This window comes from Micromonospora sp. NBC_00898 (assembly GCF_045207895.1).
GTDB lineage: Bacteria > Actinomycetota > Actinomycetes > Mycobacteriales > Micromonosporaceae > Micromonospora.
In genome coordinates this window covers 330,954-345,521 of the sequence record NZ_CP108775.1, presented here as the reverse complement: position 1 = coordinate 345,521, position 14,568 = coordinate 330,954, and the positions used below count along the sequence as shown (strand labels likewise).

The following is a 14,568-nucleotide window of genomic DNA, read 5'->3' as shown; positions in this document are numbered from 1 at the left end:
TTCGTCGTCCCGGATCAGGGGCGGGCGCGGCGAGGGGCGTCGGTGACGACCGAGCCGGCGAGGCGGTCGTGCAGGCCGCGACGGTGTTCGTCCATGATCAGGGCGGGCACGACCAGGGCGAGCAGCACGCCGCGGAGCAGGGCGCGGGCCACGCCGAGCCGGCCGCCGTCGGACCAGGCGACGCAGCGGATCCGGGTGATGTACATGCCGGGGGTCTGGGCGAAGAGGCCGAGGAAGAAGCCGTACTCCAGGACGAGCACCAGGACCGGGGCCCAGCCGTCGCGGACCGGGTTGGCGAAGAAGTTGGACACCAGCAGGCAGAGCACCCAGTCGACGACCAGCGCGCCGAAGCGGCGACCGAGGGTCGGCGGGGTGAAGGCGGGGTCCGTGGCGGGCGGCGCGGGGTGCTGCGGGTTGGTCACAGCGGTCAAGGGTAGTCAGCCGGCGCGGCCGGTCCGGATGCGCTCTCCCCGTCAAATCGGACCAAGCTGGTCAATTAGCACTACACCGCTACAGCAGGTATGGTCCGAACGGAGAACCAGAGGTGGCTGAGCGGCCGGGATGACGCTCCGCGAGGGACGTAACACGGCGGAAACAGAGGAGACACCGCCGGGCAACCGCACGGTCATAGCGTCGCCAGGAGCCCAGCCACCCCGTGGACGTGCCAGGAGGACGTGTGTTCGCCAATCCCGAGGAACTGCTGCGATACCTCAAGAACGAGGACGTGAAGTTCGTCGACGTACGTTTCTGTGACCTGCCCGGCGTGATGCAGCACTTCAACCTGCCGGTCGAGTCCTTCGACGACAGCGTCTTCACCGACGGCCTCGCGTTCGACGGTTCGTCGATCCGCGGCTTCCAGGCCATCCACGAGTCGGACATGCTCCTGCTCCCGGACGTCGCGACCGCCTTCATCGACCCGTTCCGCGCGCAGAAGACCCTCGCGCTGAACTTCTTCATCCACGACCCGTTCACCCGCGAGGCCTACTCGCGTGACCCGCGGAACGTGGCCAAGAAGGCCGAGGCCTACCTCGCCGCGAGCGGCATCGCCGACACCGCGTACTTCGGCGCCGAGGCGGAGTTCTACATCTTCGACTCGATCCGCCACGAGACCTCCGCGCACCAGTCGTTCTACTACATCGACTCGATCGAGGGCGCCTGGAACTCCGGCCGCGAGGAGGCGGGCGGCAACCGCGGCTACAAGACCGCGTACAAGGGCGGCTACTTCCCGGTGCCGCCGGTGGACCACTACGCCGACCTGCGCGACTCCATCGTGCGGCGCCTGGTCGACGGCGGCTTCACCGTCGAGCGTTCGCACCACGAGGTCGGCACCGCCGGCCAGTCGGAGATCAACTACAAGTTCTCCACCCTGCTGCACGCCGGTGACCAGCTCCAGCTCTTCAAGTACATCGTGAAGAACGAGGCCTGGGCGAACGGCAAGACCGCCACCTTCATGCCGAAGCCGCTCTTCGGCGACAACGGCTCCGGCATGCACACCCACCAGAGCCTCTGGCTGAACGGCGAGCCGCTGTTCTACGACGAGACCGGCTACGCCGGCCTGTCCGACACCGCCCGCTGGTACATCGGCGGTCTGCTGCACCACGCGCCGTCGCTGCTGGCCTTCACCAACCCGACGGTCAACTCGTACCGCCGCCTGGTGCCGGGCTTCGAGGCGCCGGTCAACCTGGTCTACTCGCAGCGCAACCGGTCCGCCTGCACCCGCATCCCGGTGACCGGCAGCAACCCGAAGGCCAAGCGGGTCGAGTTCCGGGTGCCGGACCCGTCCAGCAACCCGTACCTCGCCTTCTCGGCGATGATGATGGCCGGCCTGGACGGCATCAAGAACAAGATCGAGCCGCCGGCGCCGATCGACAAGGACCTGTACGACCTGCCGCCGGAGGAGTGGGGCGACGTCAAGCAGGTGCCGGGCTCGCTGCCCGAGGTGCTCGACGCCCTCGAGGCCGACCACGACTACCTGCTCGACGGCGGCGTGTTCACGCCGGACCTGATCTCCACCTGGGTGGGTTGGAAGCGGGCCAACGAGGTCGACCCGGTGCGCCTGCGCCCGACGCCGCACGAGTTCGCCATGTACTTCGACTGCTGAGGTCGATCAAGGCGCTGACCAGCACGAACAGGATCGCTACCGATCTTGGGTACAGGTTGGGTACAACCTGAGGGACGGCGGTCATGCTCGGCTCCCAGCCGGCGTGGCCGCCGTTTCGTGTTGACCTAGCGCGCTGTCAATAAGCAGCCGGGTCCGGTCGACCGCGTCCGGCCACTCGTGGACGTACGTGTTGAGCGTGACGGTAGGGGTGCTGTGCCCAAGCGAGAGCTGGACCGTCTTGACCGATGCGCCCGCGTGAATCAGCACCGTCGCGTAGTAGTGCCGCAGCCCGTGTATCCCCCACCGAGCCGGAAGGCCGACCGCTTCCCGAGCGGTCGCCCATGTCCGGGAGAAGGTCGCTGCGTTGACCGGCTCGCCCGCGACGCCCCTGAACAGCAGGCGTGCGGCCCGGCGTACCGGTCGGCGACGGTCCGTATCATCATCGACTTCAACCGCACCGCAGTCGTCGGCCAGGTGCTGACGCAGCGCCGCCGCTACGACCTCAGGTAGCTCGACGGTGCGAGCGCTAGTGGTGGTCTTGACCGGGCCGAGGAACGGCTGACGACCATTGATTACCTTGAGCTGGCGGCATACATGAACCTCTCGCGTCTCGAAGTCGACGTCGTCCACCTCTAGGCCGAGGATCTCGCCCATGCGCAGACCACAACCGGCCGCGAGATAGACCGTCGCGGCCAGCCGAGGCGGTAGCAGACGCGCCAAGTTGTGAACTTGGTCCGCCGTTGGGAGGATCCTGGTTCCCCGGCTGACCGATGGAAGCCGGATGCCCTTGTCGCACGGGCTGGCCGGAATCAGTCGGTCCCGCACGGCCATGGCAAACATCGAGCTCAGGTAGGTGTAGACCACCCGCAGCGTGGTCGGAGCAAGCACCGCCGACCGGTCCCGTACCCACCCTTGAATGTGACTCGGGCGGACATCCTTGATTTGCTGCTGGCCCAGCCCTGGCAGCACGTGGAGCCGGACGGCCTGCTCCACCCGGATGGTCGTGCTGTCGGTATGGAGCTGGGCGTTTCGCCACAGCCCAGCAAGGGCCGCAACAGTAATGCGGCCCGCCCGCTCATCGATGTACTGGCCCCGGCTCAGGTCGGCGCGAACGTTGGCGTCGTAGCGGTCGGCATCCACCTTCCGTTCGAACAACTGCGTACGCGTCTCGCCGAGGTTGTCCGTCCAGCGGACCCGCCACCGCTTGCCCCGCCCGTGCCGCTTTGACGGCAGCCGTGCCCCGTCAGGCCCCCGCGAGTTCAGGTACCACAGGTCATCGACGGGCATGGCCTACGCCGCCTGCTCGGCAAACCACGACCGCACGTCCTGCGGGTCGTATCTCAGGTGCCGTCCAACTTTGGCCGCAGGAGGCCCGAAACGGCGGTGCCGCCACTGGTACAGGGTGCCAACCGGAACGCCGAGGAAGGCGGAGACATCCTCCACCGTCCACAGCCGGTCGGCAGCGGTTGTCTGCCTCGGTGTGCTCATCAGTCCAGTACTCCAGTCACGAGTGCGGGCGGCCGAGGTTCGGCCGGTTCGGTGTCAAGGTGGGCTTGACGCTGGATGGTGCGTCAGGCGACGAGGGCCTGTAGGTACTCGCGGGCGTTGTCCTGGTGCTCTCGGGCCATCGCGGCGGAGGTGTTGGCGAGCAGCGCGTCAGCGGTGGTGTGCCAGCCGGCGCCCACGAATTGCAGGAAGTTGACCACGAGCGTGGTCGGCTCGGTGCCGGCCGCGGCTTCCTGCGGCCCGCTGCTCTGGGTGCGGCGGAACACGATGCGTTGGTTGCGCAGCAGGGCGAAGGTGACCGAGTAGCGGCGGGACTTGGTGAGGAAGTGGCCGCCGAAGCCGAGCATGTGCGCCCAGCGGCGCAGCCGTCGCCAGTCGCGGGGACGGCCGAGCATCCAGCACGCGTCGATGAGGCGTTCGGTGTGGCTGCCGGCCGGGTCGGCGTAGATGTCGACGGTGTCGCCGGTGAGCCGGGCAGAGGCGTGGCCGGTGACCTCGGTCGACTTGGTGGCGTACTTGGCCAGGTACGCCGCCACCTGGGCGTCGGTCACCTCGCCCCGGCCCGCCACGGTGATCACCTTGGTCAACACCTGAGTGCCCCAGGTGATCGGCCAGCCGCCCGGGTGAGCGGGATGGTCGGCGGTGGTGAAGCCGACGGTGGCGGCGGCGTGGTCGACGGCGGCCACCAGGTCGGCGGCGTCGAGCTGCGGCGGGGCCGGGACGATGGCGTCCGGGTCGTCGGGGTCGCGGCCGTCGAGGCGGATGATGGCGTGGAAGTGCACGACGCCGCGTCGCTGCATCTCGGCGGCCTTGCCAAACGACAGCCGCACCGGGGACACCCAACGGGTCTTGCCGGTGCGCTCGGAGACCACCGGAACGTCGGGGATGCCGCGAGCGGTCGCCAGCCGGTGCATGTAGCGGTTGATCGCGATGGTGGTGCGCCGCCACAGCTCCCCGGCGGACAGGTTCCAGACCGCCTGCGCGTCGTGGTCGTAGCAGTCCAGGCACAGCGGCGTGCCCAACCGAGCGTCGTCGGCTTCGTGGCGGGCGAAGCAGACCAGCCGCACGCCGTGCGGGCAGACGGTCAGCTCTCGGCGGGCGTGGCAGGGTTCGGCGCGGCAGTCGCAGGCAGTACGGCGGGTGCAGGTGTGCCGCTTGACGTGGCGGGTGTGGACCTGGCCGAAGGAGGGGGCGGTGAAGGTCGGGAACACCGCCGGGTGGTGCGCCACCTGCTCGGGCACGCCCTTACCGCCGACCAGGCCGGCGCGCACCACCTGGTAGGCGTCGCGCTGGTAGAGCTTGGAGCAGGTCGGGCACACGGCGGCGCGCCGGTTGCCGCACGGCTTGTAGATGACGCCGTCGGGCATGTCGGCCGTGGCGCGTTCGGCCAGGATCCGGCCGGTGGCCGCTTCGACGGTGGCGATGCTGCCGACCAGGCGGACAGGGCGGGTGCAGCCAGCCGCCGGGCGGACGTGACGCAGCCAGCCGGCCAGGTCGGGTTGGGTGAGCCGCGCGGCGGCCTGGCGTCGGATGTCCGAAGAGGTGGCGTACCAGGCGGGGGCGGTCGGCTCGGCGCACGGGGCCGTGCCCGAAGCAGGTGCTTCGGGTACGACGGTCAGCGTCGAGACGGTCAACGGGTGGCCTTCACGGGGCGTCCGTTGACGGGCCGGATGGGTCGGTTGTCGGTGTTCGGGTCGAGATCCATGACCGCGAGGGCTTGCGTGGCCTCATCGGAGGTCACCTTGAGGCGGACGGCCAGTTGGCCCGGGGTGATCGGCGTGCCGTGCTCGGTGCGGTACTGCTTCGCGACGCGGGTCGCTCGGGCGAGCAGGTCCGGGGCCACGATCGGCAGCGGAAGTTGGGCAGCGTCAGACGCGGTGACAGGAGTGTCGGTGGTGGACGGTGCCAACGTCGGAGCCGGGGTGTTCTCGGGCTTGCTCGGTCGGGGACGGGCGGGGCGGGCAGTGGCATCGGGCCGGGGCGTCGAGAGCTCCGGGATGACGGCCGGTCGCGGTGCGGCGATCCGGTCGGCCAGTTGCGCCGGGGTCGGGATCTCGGGCCGGGCCGGCGTCGGTGCCGGTTCGGCGGGTTCGATGGCGGGAACGATGGGCAGCTCGGGCCGGCCGGGCGTCGGTGCCGGGACGGCGGGAACGGTCACGGTGGGTGTGGGCGTGACGGCGGGTGCCGGGAACGTCGGTACGGTGCCGGTAGCGGTCGAGGTTCGGCCGCTTTCCCGGCGGATCAGGGCGCGCATGTGCACGGCCAGGCCGGCGACGGCCGGGGGCAGTGCCCCGACGATCGCTGCCAGGACCACGCGCCACACCTCGACTCCGGTGGAGAAGGTGGACAGCAGGTGGTACGCCGACTGGGCAGCGATGCCGATACCGGCCGCACCGTAGGTGTTCTTCTTGGCGAAAGCGGCAACCCGTGCGGGCACGGGCGCCATCCACAGCACCAGGGCGACGACGACGTAGCCGTCGACCGCGATGGGCATCAGCCAGGCCAAGGCGAGACTGACCCCGGCGATGGGGACGGTGATGCGGTCGGTGAAGCCGGCGAGCGTGGCCAGCGCGATCCAGGTCGAGGCGGACAGGCCGAACGACGCGGCCAGCACCGCCCACGACGCGATCGACGCCAACCGGGGCTCACCGGCCGCCGGTCGGACAGTGGTTGGATTCGGGTAGGTCTTCACGCCGTGGCCCTCCCGTCAGCGAGGCCGAACAAGGCCGGTTCCTCACCAGGAGCGGTGGACGTGGGTTGGACCGCCCTGCGGGTGGCCGTCCGGTTGGACCGGGCGACCTTGCGGTTGTGCAGGTCGGCGAACTGGTCAGGCGTCAGCACGCTGAGCGCCTGCTTGTCCTCGCCGCGCCGCCGGTAGAGCAGGGGGCGGATCGTGGCGTTGGTGGCGGGTCGACCCTGACTCGGGACTCCATGACTGTCGATGGCGAAGCCCCAGCCGGGTGTACCAGGCCAAGCTGGATTAGCCGATCGAGTGGCCTTATCCTGCCGCAATGCAGCAGACGTGGCGGGTGTCATTAGTGGGGCGGGCTTTCGGCATCTTCGTTCTGGTTCTGGCTGGCATCGTCGCCTCGGCCATCGTCGTCAGCGGGCTCGATCTCGCTTCGAAGATCGCCTCTGTGGTCCTGATCGGGGGTTTCGCGGCTTATGCCTACACGAGCGCATTGCGCCCATCGATCACGTTGACCAACTCCGAGCTGGTGATCCGGAACAAGTTCAGGACGTACCGGATCGATCTCAACACGATCGTGCGCGTAGACGCCGGCTATCACGGCGTAGGCGTGCAGACAAGGCACGGTCAGGTGGTCCACGGTTGGGCTGTCCAGAAGTCGAACCTCGCCCGATGGCTTGGCCGACAGACCCGCGCGGATCTCGTCGTCGAGGCGATCGAGAAGGCCAGATGGTCTACGCGGGATTCTCCGGCCTCTTCCTCGTTGCCGTCGTAGGGCTCGTCGCGGCCCCGTGGAAGCCGAAGGGCTGACGCAAGATGCGCAACGTACGAAGGCGGTCCTGACCCCTCGCTTGTAAGTTCTGGGCAGCCTTCCGACCGCGTCCACCTCAGGCCGGCCCGTCTCCGTCCGGCCCGCAGGGAACACGTGATCGTGCGCCGTCGTCCGTCAGGGTTGCTACAGGCGCTGCTACACCCGGCATTCGACGGGACCAGCGGATTAAGAGAAGACCGCGGATGGCTGGTCGAGCGGCTGCGCACCTGGTCAGATGGTCCGTAGTTGTCGGGCAGCGTCGGCGTGGGCGGGCGGTCTTGGCTGTACGGATGGCTGTACGGCCGGTCCGCCGACTCGACTGCTACCTGCTACGTGTCTCCTACCGACCATCCGTGGCGATGCAGCTCGTCCAACACTTTGCGCACGCCGATGGCCCAAAAGATCACCGCTTCGTGGTGGCCATGTGCCACGAACTTGACGCCGCTGGCCAGCACGGGGACGCGGCCGAAGCGGGAGATCGATACGAGGTTCGTCCGCGTAACTCGGAATTCTCCGAACATAGAGGAGATCACGATCTCCTTCGCTCCAACGCGGAGCCGAGCGAAGGGCCAGGTAGCGCGCCGGTGGCTCTTGAAACCGGATCCCCACGTTCCAACCTGCCGGTCGACGTAGGCAACGCCGCCGCGAGTGCTGAAGTCCTTGTCAGTCACGGAGCGATCATCGCTGACGCCGACAAGCGCTGGCCTCCGTGGGCTCAGGGCTGGGTCCAGGAACTCGCAGCTTGGGAATTGTCGATGTCTGGCTGCATGCTGGGCTGGAGGCCTGGTCTGGGCGGTCCCTGGTGGCCCCGGCTGACCCCTGCTGTCCTGGCCCAATGGCACGCTAATGGCACGCCGGGGCGCATTGGCGTCCGCACTAGATGATCTTCTAGGGAGTTCACCTTGAGTGGCAGTGATCTTGCGGCGCTGGTCCGCTCGTACCTCGATGACGGCGAGGTGGCGTTGCTGCCCGACGAGCCCGACCGGGAGCCTCGGCTAAACACCTGGTGCTACGGGGTACCCGAGGGGCAGATGGACGTGACAGCGGTGGTGGCAGCCCTTCACCTCGTCCGCCTCGAACTCCAGAAGCGGTGGTCCGGGCAAGACGCCTCCGGCACCTTCTATGCCTGGTACGACGAGCAAGCGGGTCAGCTCCGTTGCTCGCTGACCTCAGCATCTCCGGACCGGCTTCCGTTCGGTGCGCCGTACCGCTCGACGTCCGACGCGGCCGAGGTCGTCGCCCTGGCCGCCGCCGACCCCAGCCCCGGTCTCGTTCCATGGGAAGAGCTGGAAACCGAGTCCGCCGCGGCTTCCTCCGGTGACCAGGAGCTACCGTCGCCCTTCCCTGTCTGGGTCGCGCCCCTCGTTTGAGGGAGCCTCAACCTCTGCCTTGCAAAGATCAAGACTCCTGTCGGCTGGTGTCGGCTACTGCGTCTGGCCTGCCCGTCTCGTCGCCGTGCGTCCGCCAACAACGGTTGCTGTAGCCCGGCTTGGCTGTACCGATGGCTGTACAGTCGATCGATGTCGCTGGCTAGAACAGGTGAGAGTGACGAGATGGTCCGCAGTTGCACCTCCTCCCTGGAAGCACCGGACAGACTCTTCCAGATCACCCATGTCGCGAGGACGCACACACAGGTGTGGCTCCAGTCGGACCGATCACAGAGCACGGGCCGGTACCGCCTGGAGGTGCTGTTCCAGTGGGTTCAGTACGTCTGCATGCCGTTCGTGCTGCGCGGCCTCTCGCTGCGCCGCGCCACACAGGATGAGGGGGCTCGCTTGAGCGAGCTGCACCAGCTGGAGCATGATCCGCGGTGGAGCCTCTACATGCTCTCCCGCAGCCATGACTGGTTCATCGTGTCCGCCACACCCCTGTGGGCGGAGGCGGATCTGAGCTACGACGACGCGACGGCGATCTGGGGCCTCCCCGAGAATGATGACCGGCTGATCTCAAGGGGGACTCTGGAGTAGAGCGCGTTCGCGCCTGCGCTCGGCTGATCCGCCCACCCCGCTTCTCACCGGTGTGCCGTCGACTCACCCGAGGCGAGCCGACCCGCGGCGGGCCTCCCTGAGGTGACCGACGGAGGAGCGGCAACGTCAGTTTGGAAGAGCGTGCTCAACCGGCCGTAATGCCCGGAACGGCTGTTCGCGGCGGCCTGCCCGATCGCGTTTCGTGCCCGCTCGTGCCCGCTCAGCCTCGTGGTTACTGGCCCGTGGAAGGCCCACGGCGGCCCGATGATCCGAAGAAAGATCACGCCCGGCTGTACGGTCAGTCCGTGAACCGCGAGGTGCTGGTCTCCCCGCTTGCCGCCGAGCGCCGGGCGTTTGAGGCGTGCCGCAGGGCTGTGGATCGGGGATCATCCTTGGATATCTGGGAGGGGATGAGGAATGTCGGCGAGTGATCACCGCATGCCAGATCGCGGATCCGAAGCTGTGTGTGTGAACGACTCCGCACGGGTCGCCTGTACGGCGTGCGCGCAGGACTGGCAGACCTGGTACCGGGTCCGTGAGGACGGCCGGGTGTTCCTGCTCTGCCCGGAGTGCGACTCGATCTGGCTACCCGGCGACGATCGCCATGGGCCTCCGACGGGAGACCTGCGCGACCTGTTCGGTCCGCAGCCGAAGTTCTTCAATGCCTGGGAGCTGATCGAGGAGTGCGAGCCGCCGTCCGCTGGCTGAGAGCGGATCTCCTCGTCGGGCAGTCGCCAGACCGTCCAGCCTCCCCGGACGGGGACAAGGTGGAGCGCCCTACCGGACGAACGACCTTGGCCCCGTCCGGGGAGGCTGGTAGCCCTTGTGGTGCCCGGCGAGGGGATCCGCGGCTGATCTCTGAGGAGGGCCGGGGTTCGGGGCGGAGCCCCGAGGTCTTCAGGGTCCTAGTCATCCATCACCGGTGCCGGCCGGACCGGCCGATGCCGGCCGGAGGTCGCCAGCAGGCCGGGGCCGGGCCGGCGCGGCCCGCTTTGCGGGCCGCCTTGATCTATCCATAGGCCAACTCGGCAACAAGTGCGTGCAGACCGGGTTGTTGTCGGCATCAGGGTTTACCGCGGCCTGGCGCTGAGGTAGGTCGCGCCGTGGCACCGTCAGTTTGGAAGGTACCGAGTCTCAGCTTGGGAATCGGATTGATCTGCACGTTGGGTAGCCGCATCGCCCGGTAGGGGAACACGGAGCGTTCGGGTTGCGGCCGGCACGGTGCCGGCGTTTGGCTCGTGTTGACCTCTGCATCGGGCACGGATCGGGCACGCGATCGAGGCCTGCCGTCGTCCGGGTGAGAGGCTGAGCGGGTGGGGCTGGTGACGATCATGGGCCGGCTCTCACGGTCTCGGTCATCCGCCAAAGTGCGCTGCGACCCTCCACGTCGAACCGGTGCGCTTGACCCAGCACGCCCGCAGCATGCTCTTGACACTGACATGACGAGAGGAGGAAGACTCACCGCATGGACATCGACGATTATCGGACGCACTCCCCCTACAGTGATCCCCGCCAGCACGCCGTGCTCCTCGACGCCGTGCCCGCCGACATCGCCACCGTCGCGGCGACAGCCCGCAACGTGATCGTCCACTACCGCGCCGGTGGCGTGGAGCTGCCCGCGGACCGGCTGGACGAGGTGAACTGCCGCTGGGTGGATCGCATCCTCGACACTGACCAGTCCCGCTTTCCTCTGCCGCTCACCGCCGTGCGTCCGGTCGCCGACCGGGTCGCGGGCTGCTGCCGGGACCACACGCTGCTGTCTGTCGCGGTGCTGCGTCAGCACGGCATCCCCGCCCGCAGCCGGGTTGGCTTCGCCTCCTACTTCGCGCCCGGCTGGCACCACGATCACGTGCTGGTGGAGTACTGGAACGGCGAGCGCTGGGTCTGGGCCGATCCGGAGCTTGACCCGGCCGGTGAATGGCGGTTCGACGGCTATGACATCGACCCGAGGGCAGGGCTTTTCGACTCGGCGGCGCGGGTGTGGTCGGCGTACCGGGCCGGGACGATCGACCCCGACGTCTACGGCGTGGACTCAGGGCTGCCGATCCGCGGCGCGTGGTTCATCTACGACTACGTCCTGCACGAGCTCGCCCATCGACAGAAGGACGAGCTACTGCTCTGGGACGGCTTCGGCGCGATGACCGGCGACATCGCGGACGCGGATCTCGCGCTCGCCGACGAGATCGCCACACTGCTGCTCGCCGCTGACGACGGCGACGAGGCCGCGGAGAAGGTGCTCGCCGACCGGTACGCGGCCGACGCCCGACTGCGCCCCGGCCCCGAGATCCGCAGTAACTCCCCCACCACAGGCGTCTTCACCACGGTCGACCTGCACCGTTGAGGCACCACCGCGTTGCGCCCGACGCGATCGCTGATTCACCGACTCCTTCGTCCCGAAAGAACGATCATGACGAGTTGAGCTGCGTCATCACTCGCCGTGACCTGCTGGAACCATCCGTCGATGTCCGCGCTAGTCCATCGACGTCCCTTCCGGTTGTCACCCAGTTTGTCACTCAGCTCAGGTCGGGCTACCAGGAGATTCCGTCTCCACTGCGGAGTCCGAGACCCCGTTGATGAACCGCTGTCCTGCGTATGTAGCGAGCACCTGAATTACTTGGTCTTGTGATGCGCGGAGCGAGTCCAGAGGCAGCAGGATGATGGAGGGCCGGCCGTCGACCTTGTTCTGATATTCGGCCACCGTGCCCAAATCGGCGTCTGCCGACGGTACCAACAGCAGCCGCGGCGCGCCGGTGCTGTCCAACGTTCCCTGGTATGGCTCAAGTATCAACGCGTCAATCGACGCCCACGGTACGGACCGGTCGATGCCTGCCACGCGCAGCCGGAGTCCCGACTCATCCAGCGTAATCGGCGCGGGACGGAACATGCTGGCAAGACCGGCAAGAGCGCCCAGAACCATGATCAGGCCGACAACAAACAGAGCTCCCGAGCCCAACGGCACGACCAGGATTCTCAGCTGCCATCCGTTCTGGGAAGCCCAGATGATGCCGAGGCCCCCCACGATGAAGAAGGCGATCCAGAAGAGGTTGGGACGACGGCGGCGAAGCTCCATCGAGATCTCCAGAGAGCAGGGCAGATACTCCTTGGCCAAGGCCGTAGAGCAAGATCACGGTGAAGCTAGCAGTTGCGTCCATGGATGACAACGGCTCATGCACGTGCATGCACCGGTCATCCCGTATCCCGTTGTCCAGCCCCGGCTGGCGGGCCGTCGCCTGGGTCCGCCCCCCGTCAAGAGGACCTCAAATCCCGAGGCGCTGGCCGGCTGGCTGCTGGGCGACGAGGCCGTGGTGGGGATGCGGCGCGTGTACCCCGGGCAGGCCCCCGGCCTGCCGGCAATAGCCGGCCCGAGGGGTCGCAGAGGCTCCGGGGTCAAGGGCGGCCCGCAGGGCCGTCGCGCAGCGACGCGAAGCGCCCTTGACCTTGGAGGGGCGGCCCCGCACACTCCGCGCCGCATCCCCACCACGACCGGCGGTGACTCGCCCTACGGCGCGGCGGTGCGGCGGCCGCCGCGCCCTGGCCGGCTGCCGGCCCACCAGCTCGTCACTCAACGGCCTGTCGTGCTGCGGCGGCCCCCGGGCTCCCCGCTCTCCGCGCCAGCCGCCGGGCATCAGGCGTGACGGCCGCAGAGCGCCGGCGGCAGCGGCCGGCGCGCGCCCAGGCGGCGGCGCGTGCGGCCCGTTCAGGGCCGCCTTGAAGACGTACAGAAGCTTGAACCATCTCACCGGCAGCCAGCTCTGCCTCGTCTTGTCTAGTCCCACCTGATGCTTGACGAATCCGTCCCAGCACATGCACGACAGTCGGCCTTGGTTCCTCGGTCGTCCTGGTTACAGTCGGTGACATCTGAGTGCCTGCGGGCGCACTCACATGCCGAAGAGCGGATGTCCGATCTAACCTGCGCCGACGAGCGTCCCGCCTGGCGCCCGTCGTTCACGCCATCGCCAGTAGGGCGATGCCCATACCCGCGCTCATCACACCGTGGCACAGCGCCGACCAGTCCAGGGGACACGCCACCGCGTCCGTCGTCGCCGCGGACAGACCACCGATGCGCATCCCGCGGGCCACCCACCAGAATGCGGCGAGCACCAGGTAGCCCCCGAGCAGCGCATTGACCCATCCGGCACACCCGACCGGCGCATGACCCATCCCGGCCATGTCCATGCCGCCGTGACCGCCGGCGGAGGCGTGCCCCGGTATCGAGGCACCCATCCACACCATGGTCCCTGTCGCGGTGGCGAAGAACACCGGGACCGCACGACGTCGCGACGTCCGCACCGCCGGCACCACGAACCACCCCGTCGACATCATGAAAACGACAATCCAGGCAGCTGCCGGGACCGTCGCGCCCCACGGCCAGATCATCGCGATCATCGACAGGCCCATGACCAGGTGCAACATCTCGGAGAGTCGATGCTCCGCCACCGGAGAGAGCCACGCAGCGGGTGGGCGCAGGCACCGGAGCAGGTGAAAGACGGCGGCCCCTCCGAACGCCACCGTCAGCAACCATCGGAGAGGGTCAATATCGATCATCGTAGGAGACCTCCGGCGCATAAGCGGCGTGTCACCGTGCCCCCACGATAGGTGGCGGAGCATCGCCTTACCGACGGGCCGAGGCCGATAGCGATGCGGCGCACATACGCGGCCATCAACTCGGTAGGTCCGCGCCCTCGGCGGGCTATTTCATCCGATCGGCAGGCACCGAAGCTCAGTGGCAGCAATGGTGCTCGCTGCCGGCGGGCCCGGTGGCGCCCAAGTCGTCGTCACGGCCGGCGGCGAGGCGCGACCACTGCGAGGTGGGCCGCCCGTCGAGCCGGAACTGGTCGCCGTCGGTCCGGAAGCCCTGCGGCCAGCCGTCCGGCGAGTCCTCCCAGTCCTCCTGGCGACCGTAGACGGTCATGTCGAGCAGCCCGTACGACGGCGCCATCGCCTCGACGCCCCGCCCGGCGGTCCAGTAGGTCTCGAACACCCGGTCGCCCTGGCGCAGGTAGCACACCTTCATCCCGAACGCGCGCCCGGCGACGAGGGAGTCGAGCGACTCCCCGGGCACCGAGTACCAGGGCGCCTCCCAGCCCATGAAGTCGCGGTAGCGCGACGTCTCCTCGAACGGCCCCTGACAGAAGACCGCGAACGTGACGTCGCGCGAGTGCAGGTAGGACAGCTCGAGCACCTGGCCGGTGAAGAACGTACAGCCCTCGCACTGGTCGGCGGCCGGCCTGCCCGTGTGCCACATGTGGTACGACGCGAACAACTGGCTCCTGCCCTCGAAGGCGTCGAGCAGGGGGACCGGGCCGTCGGCGCCGACCAGGCGGGTGGTCGGGTCGACCTCGACCATCGGCAGCCGCCGGCGGGCCGCGGCGATGGCGTCGCCCTCGCGGGTGTGCGCCTTCTCGCGGAGCCGGAGCTCGTCGAGCTGCTTCTGCCAGGTCTCGCGGTCGGTGAGCGGGGGTGTTGCTGGCGTGGACATGGGTTCCTCCTCGTG

General features: G+C 68.5%; 16 protein-coding genes. 7 read left to right on the top strand and 9 right to left on the bottom strand.

The window, feature by feature from the left end; genetic code table 11:
* Nucleotides 1–14 precede the first annotated feature (14 nt).
* Nucleotides 15–422 (bottom strand): RDD family protein, encoded by a 408-nt coding sequence (locus OG799_RS01665; protein ID WP_406042359.1) that lies wholly within the window; start codon nucleotides 420–422, stop codon nucleotides 15–17.
* Between the two features lie 254 nt (nucleotides 423–676).
* Between OG799_RS01665 and glnA the strand changes: the two genes are divergently transcribed.
* Complete coding sequence (glnA, locus tag OG799_RS01660; protein WP_406042357.1) at nucleotides 677–2,101, top strand: type I glutamate--ammonia ligase; 1,425 nt, start codon at nucleotides 677–679, stop codon at nucleotides 2,099–2,101.
* An 81-nt stretch (nucleotides 2,102–2,182) separates the two neighbouring features.
* Here glnA and OG799_RS01655 read toward each other — a convergent pair whose 3' ends face one another.
* The 4 genes from OG799_RS01655 to OG799_RS01640 all read right to left on the bottom strand — a co-directional run bounded on the left by OG799_RS01655 (nucleotide 2,183) and on the right by OG799_RS01640 (nucleotide 6,245).
* The gene (locus tag OG799_RS01655) at nucleotides 2,183–3,388 is read right to left on the bottom strand and encodes a tyrosine-type recombinase/integrase (protein WP_406042355.1); all 1,206 of its coding nucleotides are present in this window, start codon (nucleotides 3,386–3,388) and stop codon (nucleotides 2,183–2,185) included.
* Nucleotides 3,389–3,391: 3 nt separating this feature from the next.
* Nucleotides 3,392–3,589, bottom strand: a complete 198-nt coding sequence (locus OG799_RS01650) for a helix-turn-helix domain-containing protein (RefSeq protein WP_406042353.1) — start codon at nucleotides 3,587–3,589, stop codon at nucleotides 3,392–3,394.
* Nucleotides 3,590–3,672: 83 nt separating this feature from the next.
* Nucleotides 3,673–5,241: a replication initiator gene (locus tag OG799_RS01645; protein ID WP_406042351.1), complete on the bottom strand. Its 1,569-nt coding sequence runs from the start codon at nucleotides 5,239–5,241 to the stop codon at nucleotides 3,673–3,675.
* Entirely contained in the window at nucleotides 5,238–6,245 is a 1,008-nt protein-coding gene (locus OG799_RS01640; protein ID WP_406042349.1) for a hypothetical protein, read from the bottom strand. Before OG799_RS01640 ends, OG799_RS01645 begins: the two co-directional genes overlap by 4 nt.
* Before the next feature lie 373 nt (nucleotides 6,246–6,618).
* Here OG799_RS01640 and OG799_RS01635 point away from each other — a divergent pair, with 373 nt between their 5' ends.
* Nucleotides 6,619–7,071 (top strand): hypothetical protein, encoded by a 453-nt coding sequence (locus tag OG799_RS01635; protein WP_406042347.1) that lies wholly within the window; start codon nucleotides 6,619–6,621, stop codon nucleotides 7,069–7,071.
* 365 nt (nucleotides 7,072–7,436) lie between these two features.
* Here the strand turns inward: OG799_RS01635 and OG799_RS01630 are convergent, their stop codons facing one another.
* A complete protein-coding gene (locus OG799_RS01630) occupies nucleotides 7,437–7,778 on the bottom strand; it encodes a hypothetical protein (RefSeq protein ID WP_406042345.1) in 342 nt (113 codons plus the stop codon).
* A gap of 231 nt (nucleotides 7,779–8,009) precedes the next feature.
* On the opposite strand from OG799_RS01630, the gene OG799_RS01625 reads away from it, so the two are divergent.
* The 5 genes from OG799_RS01625 to OG799_RS01605 all read left to right on the top strand — a co-directional run bounded on the left by OG799_RS01625 (nucleotide 8,010) and on the right by OG799_RS01605 (nucleotide 11,415).
* On the top strand, nucleotides 8,010–8,477 hold the full coding sequence (locus OG799_RS01625) for a hypothetical protein (protein WP_406042343.1): 468 nt from the start codon (nucleotides 8,010–8,012) through the stop codon (nucleotides 8,475–8,477).
* A 315-nt stretch (nucleotides 8,478–8,792) separates the two neighbouring features.
* A complete protein-coding gene (locus OG799_RS01620) occupies nucleotides 8,793–9,074 on the top strand; it encodes a hypothetical protein (RefSeq protein ID WP_406042341.1) in 282 nt (93 codons plus the stop codon).
* A gap of 305 nt (nucleotides 9,075–9,379) precedes the next feature.
* Nucleotides 9,380–9,505: a hypothetical protein gene (locus tag OG799_RS01615; protein ID WP_406042339.1), complete on the top strand. Its 126-nt coding sequence runs from the start codon at nucleotides 9,380–9,382 to the stop codon at nucleotides 9,503–9,505.
* Nucleotides 9,506–9,542: 37 nt separating this feature from the next.
* Entirely contained in the window at nucleotides 9,543–9,782 is a 240-nt protein-coding gene (locus OG799_RS01610; RefSeq protein ID WP_406042337.1) for a hypothetical protein, read from the top strand.
* A gap of 757 nt (nucleotides 9,783–10,539) precedes the next feature.
* On the top strand, nucleotides 10,540–11,415 hold the full coding sequence (locus OG799_RS01605; RefSeq protein WP_406042335.1) for a transglutaminase domain-containing protein: 876 nt from the start codon (nucleotides 10,540–10,542) through the stop codon (nucleotides 11,413–11,415).
* Nucleotides 11,416–11,592: 177 nt separating this feature from the next.
* Here OG799_RS01605 and OG799_RS01600 read toward each other — a convergent pair whose 3' ends face one another.
* The 3 genes from OG799_RS01600 to OG799_RS01590 all read right to left on the bottom strand — a co-directional run bounded on the left by OG799_RS01600 (nucleotide 11,593) and on the right by OG799_RS01590 (nucleotide 14,553).
* On the bottom strand, nucleotides 11,593–12,183 hold the full coding sequence (locus tag OG799_RS01600) for a hypothetical protein (RefSeq protein WP_406042333.1): 591 nt from the start codon (nucleotides 12,181–12,183) through the stop codon (nucleotides 11,593–11,595).
* A gap of 836 nt (nucleotides 12,184–13,019) precedes the next feature.
* Complete coding sequence (locus OG799_RS01595; RefSeq protein WP_406042331.1) at nucleotides 13,020–13,619, bottom strand: DUF5134 domain-containing protein; 600 nt, start codon at nucleotides 13,617–13,619, stop codon at nucleotides 13,020–13,022.
* 175 nt (nucleotides 13,620–13,794) lie between these two features.
* Nucleotides 13,795–14,553 (bottom strand): DUF899 family protein, encoded by a 759-nt coding sequence (locus tag OG799_RS01590; RefSeq protein WP_406042329.1) that lies wholly within the window; start codon nucleotides 14,551–14,553, stop codon nucleotides 13,795–13,797.
* Nucleotides 14,554–14,568: the final 15 nt, after the last annotated feature.

Excerpts from the sequence above, each read along its gene's own strand:
- OG799_RS01650 (WP_406042353.1), bottom strand. The coding sequence starts at position 3,589 with ATGAGCACACCGAGGCAGACAACCGCTGCCGACCGGCTGTGGACGGTG.
- OG799_RS01595 (WP_406042331.1), bottom strand. The coding sequence starts at position 13,619 with ATGATCGATATTGACCCTCTCCGATGGTTGCTGACGGTGGCGTTCGGA.
- OG799_RS01655 (WP_406042355.1), bottom strand. The coding sequence starts at position 3,388 with ATGCCCGTCGATGACCTGTGGTACCTGAACTCGCGGGGGCCTGACGGG.
- OG799_RS01635 (WP_406042347.1), top strand. The coding sequence starts at position 6,619 with ATGCAGCAGACGTGGCGGGTGTCATTAGTGGGGCGGGCTTTCGGCATC.
- OG799_RS01605 (WP_406042335.1), top strand. The coding sequence starts at position 10,540 with ATGGACATCGACGATTATCGGACGCACTCCCCCTACAGTGATCCCCGC.
- OG799_RS01590 (WP_406042329.1), bottom strand. The coding sequence starts at position 14,553 with ATGTCCACGCCAGCAACACCCCCGCTCACCGACCGCGAGACCTGGCAG.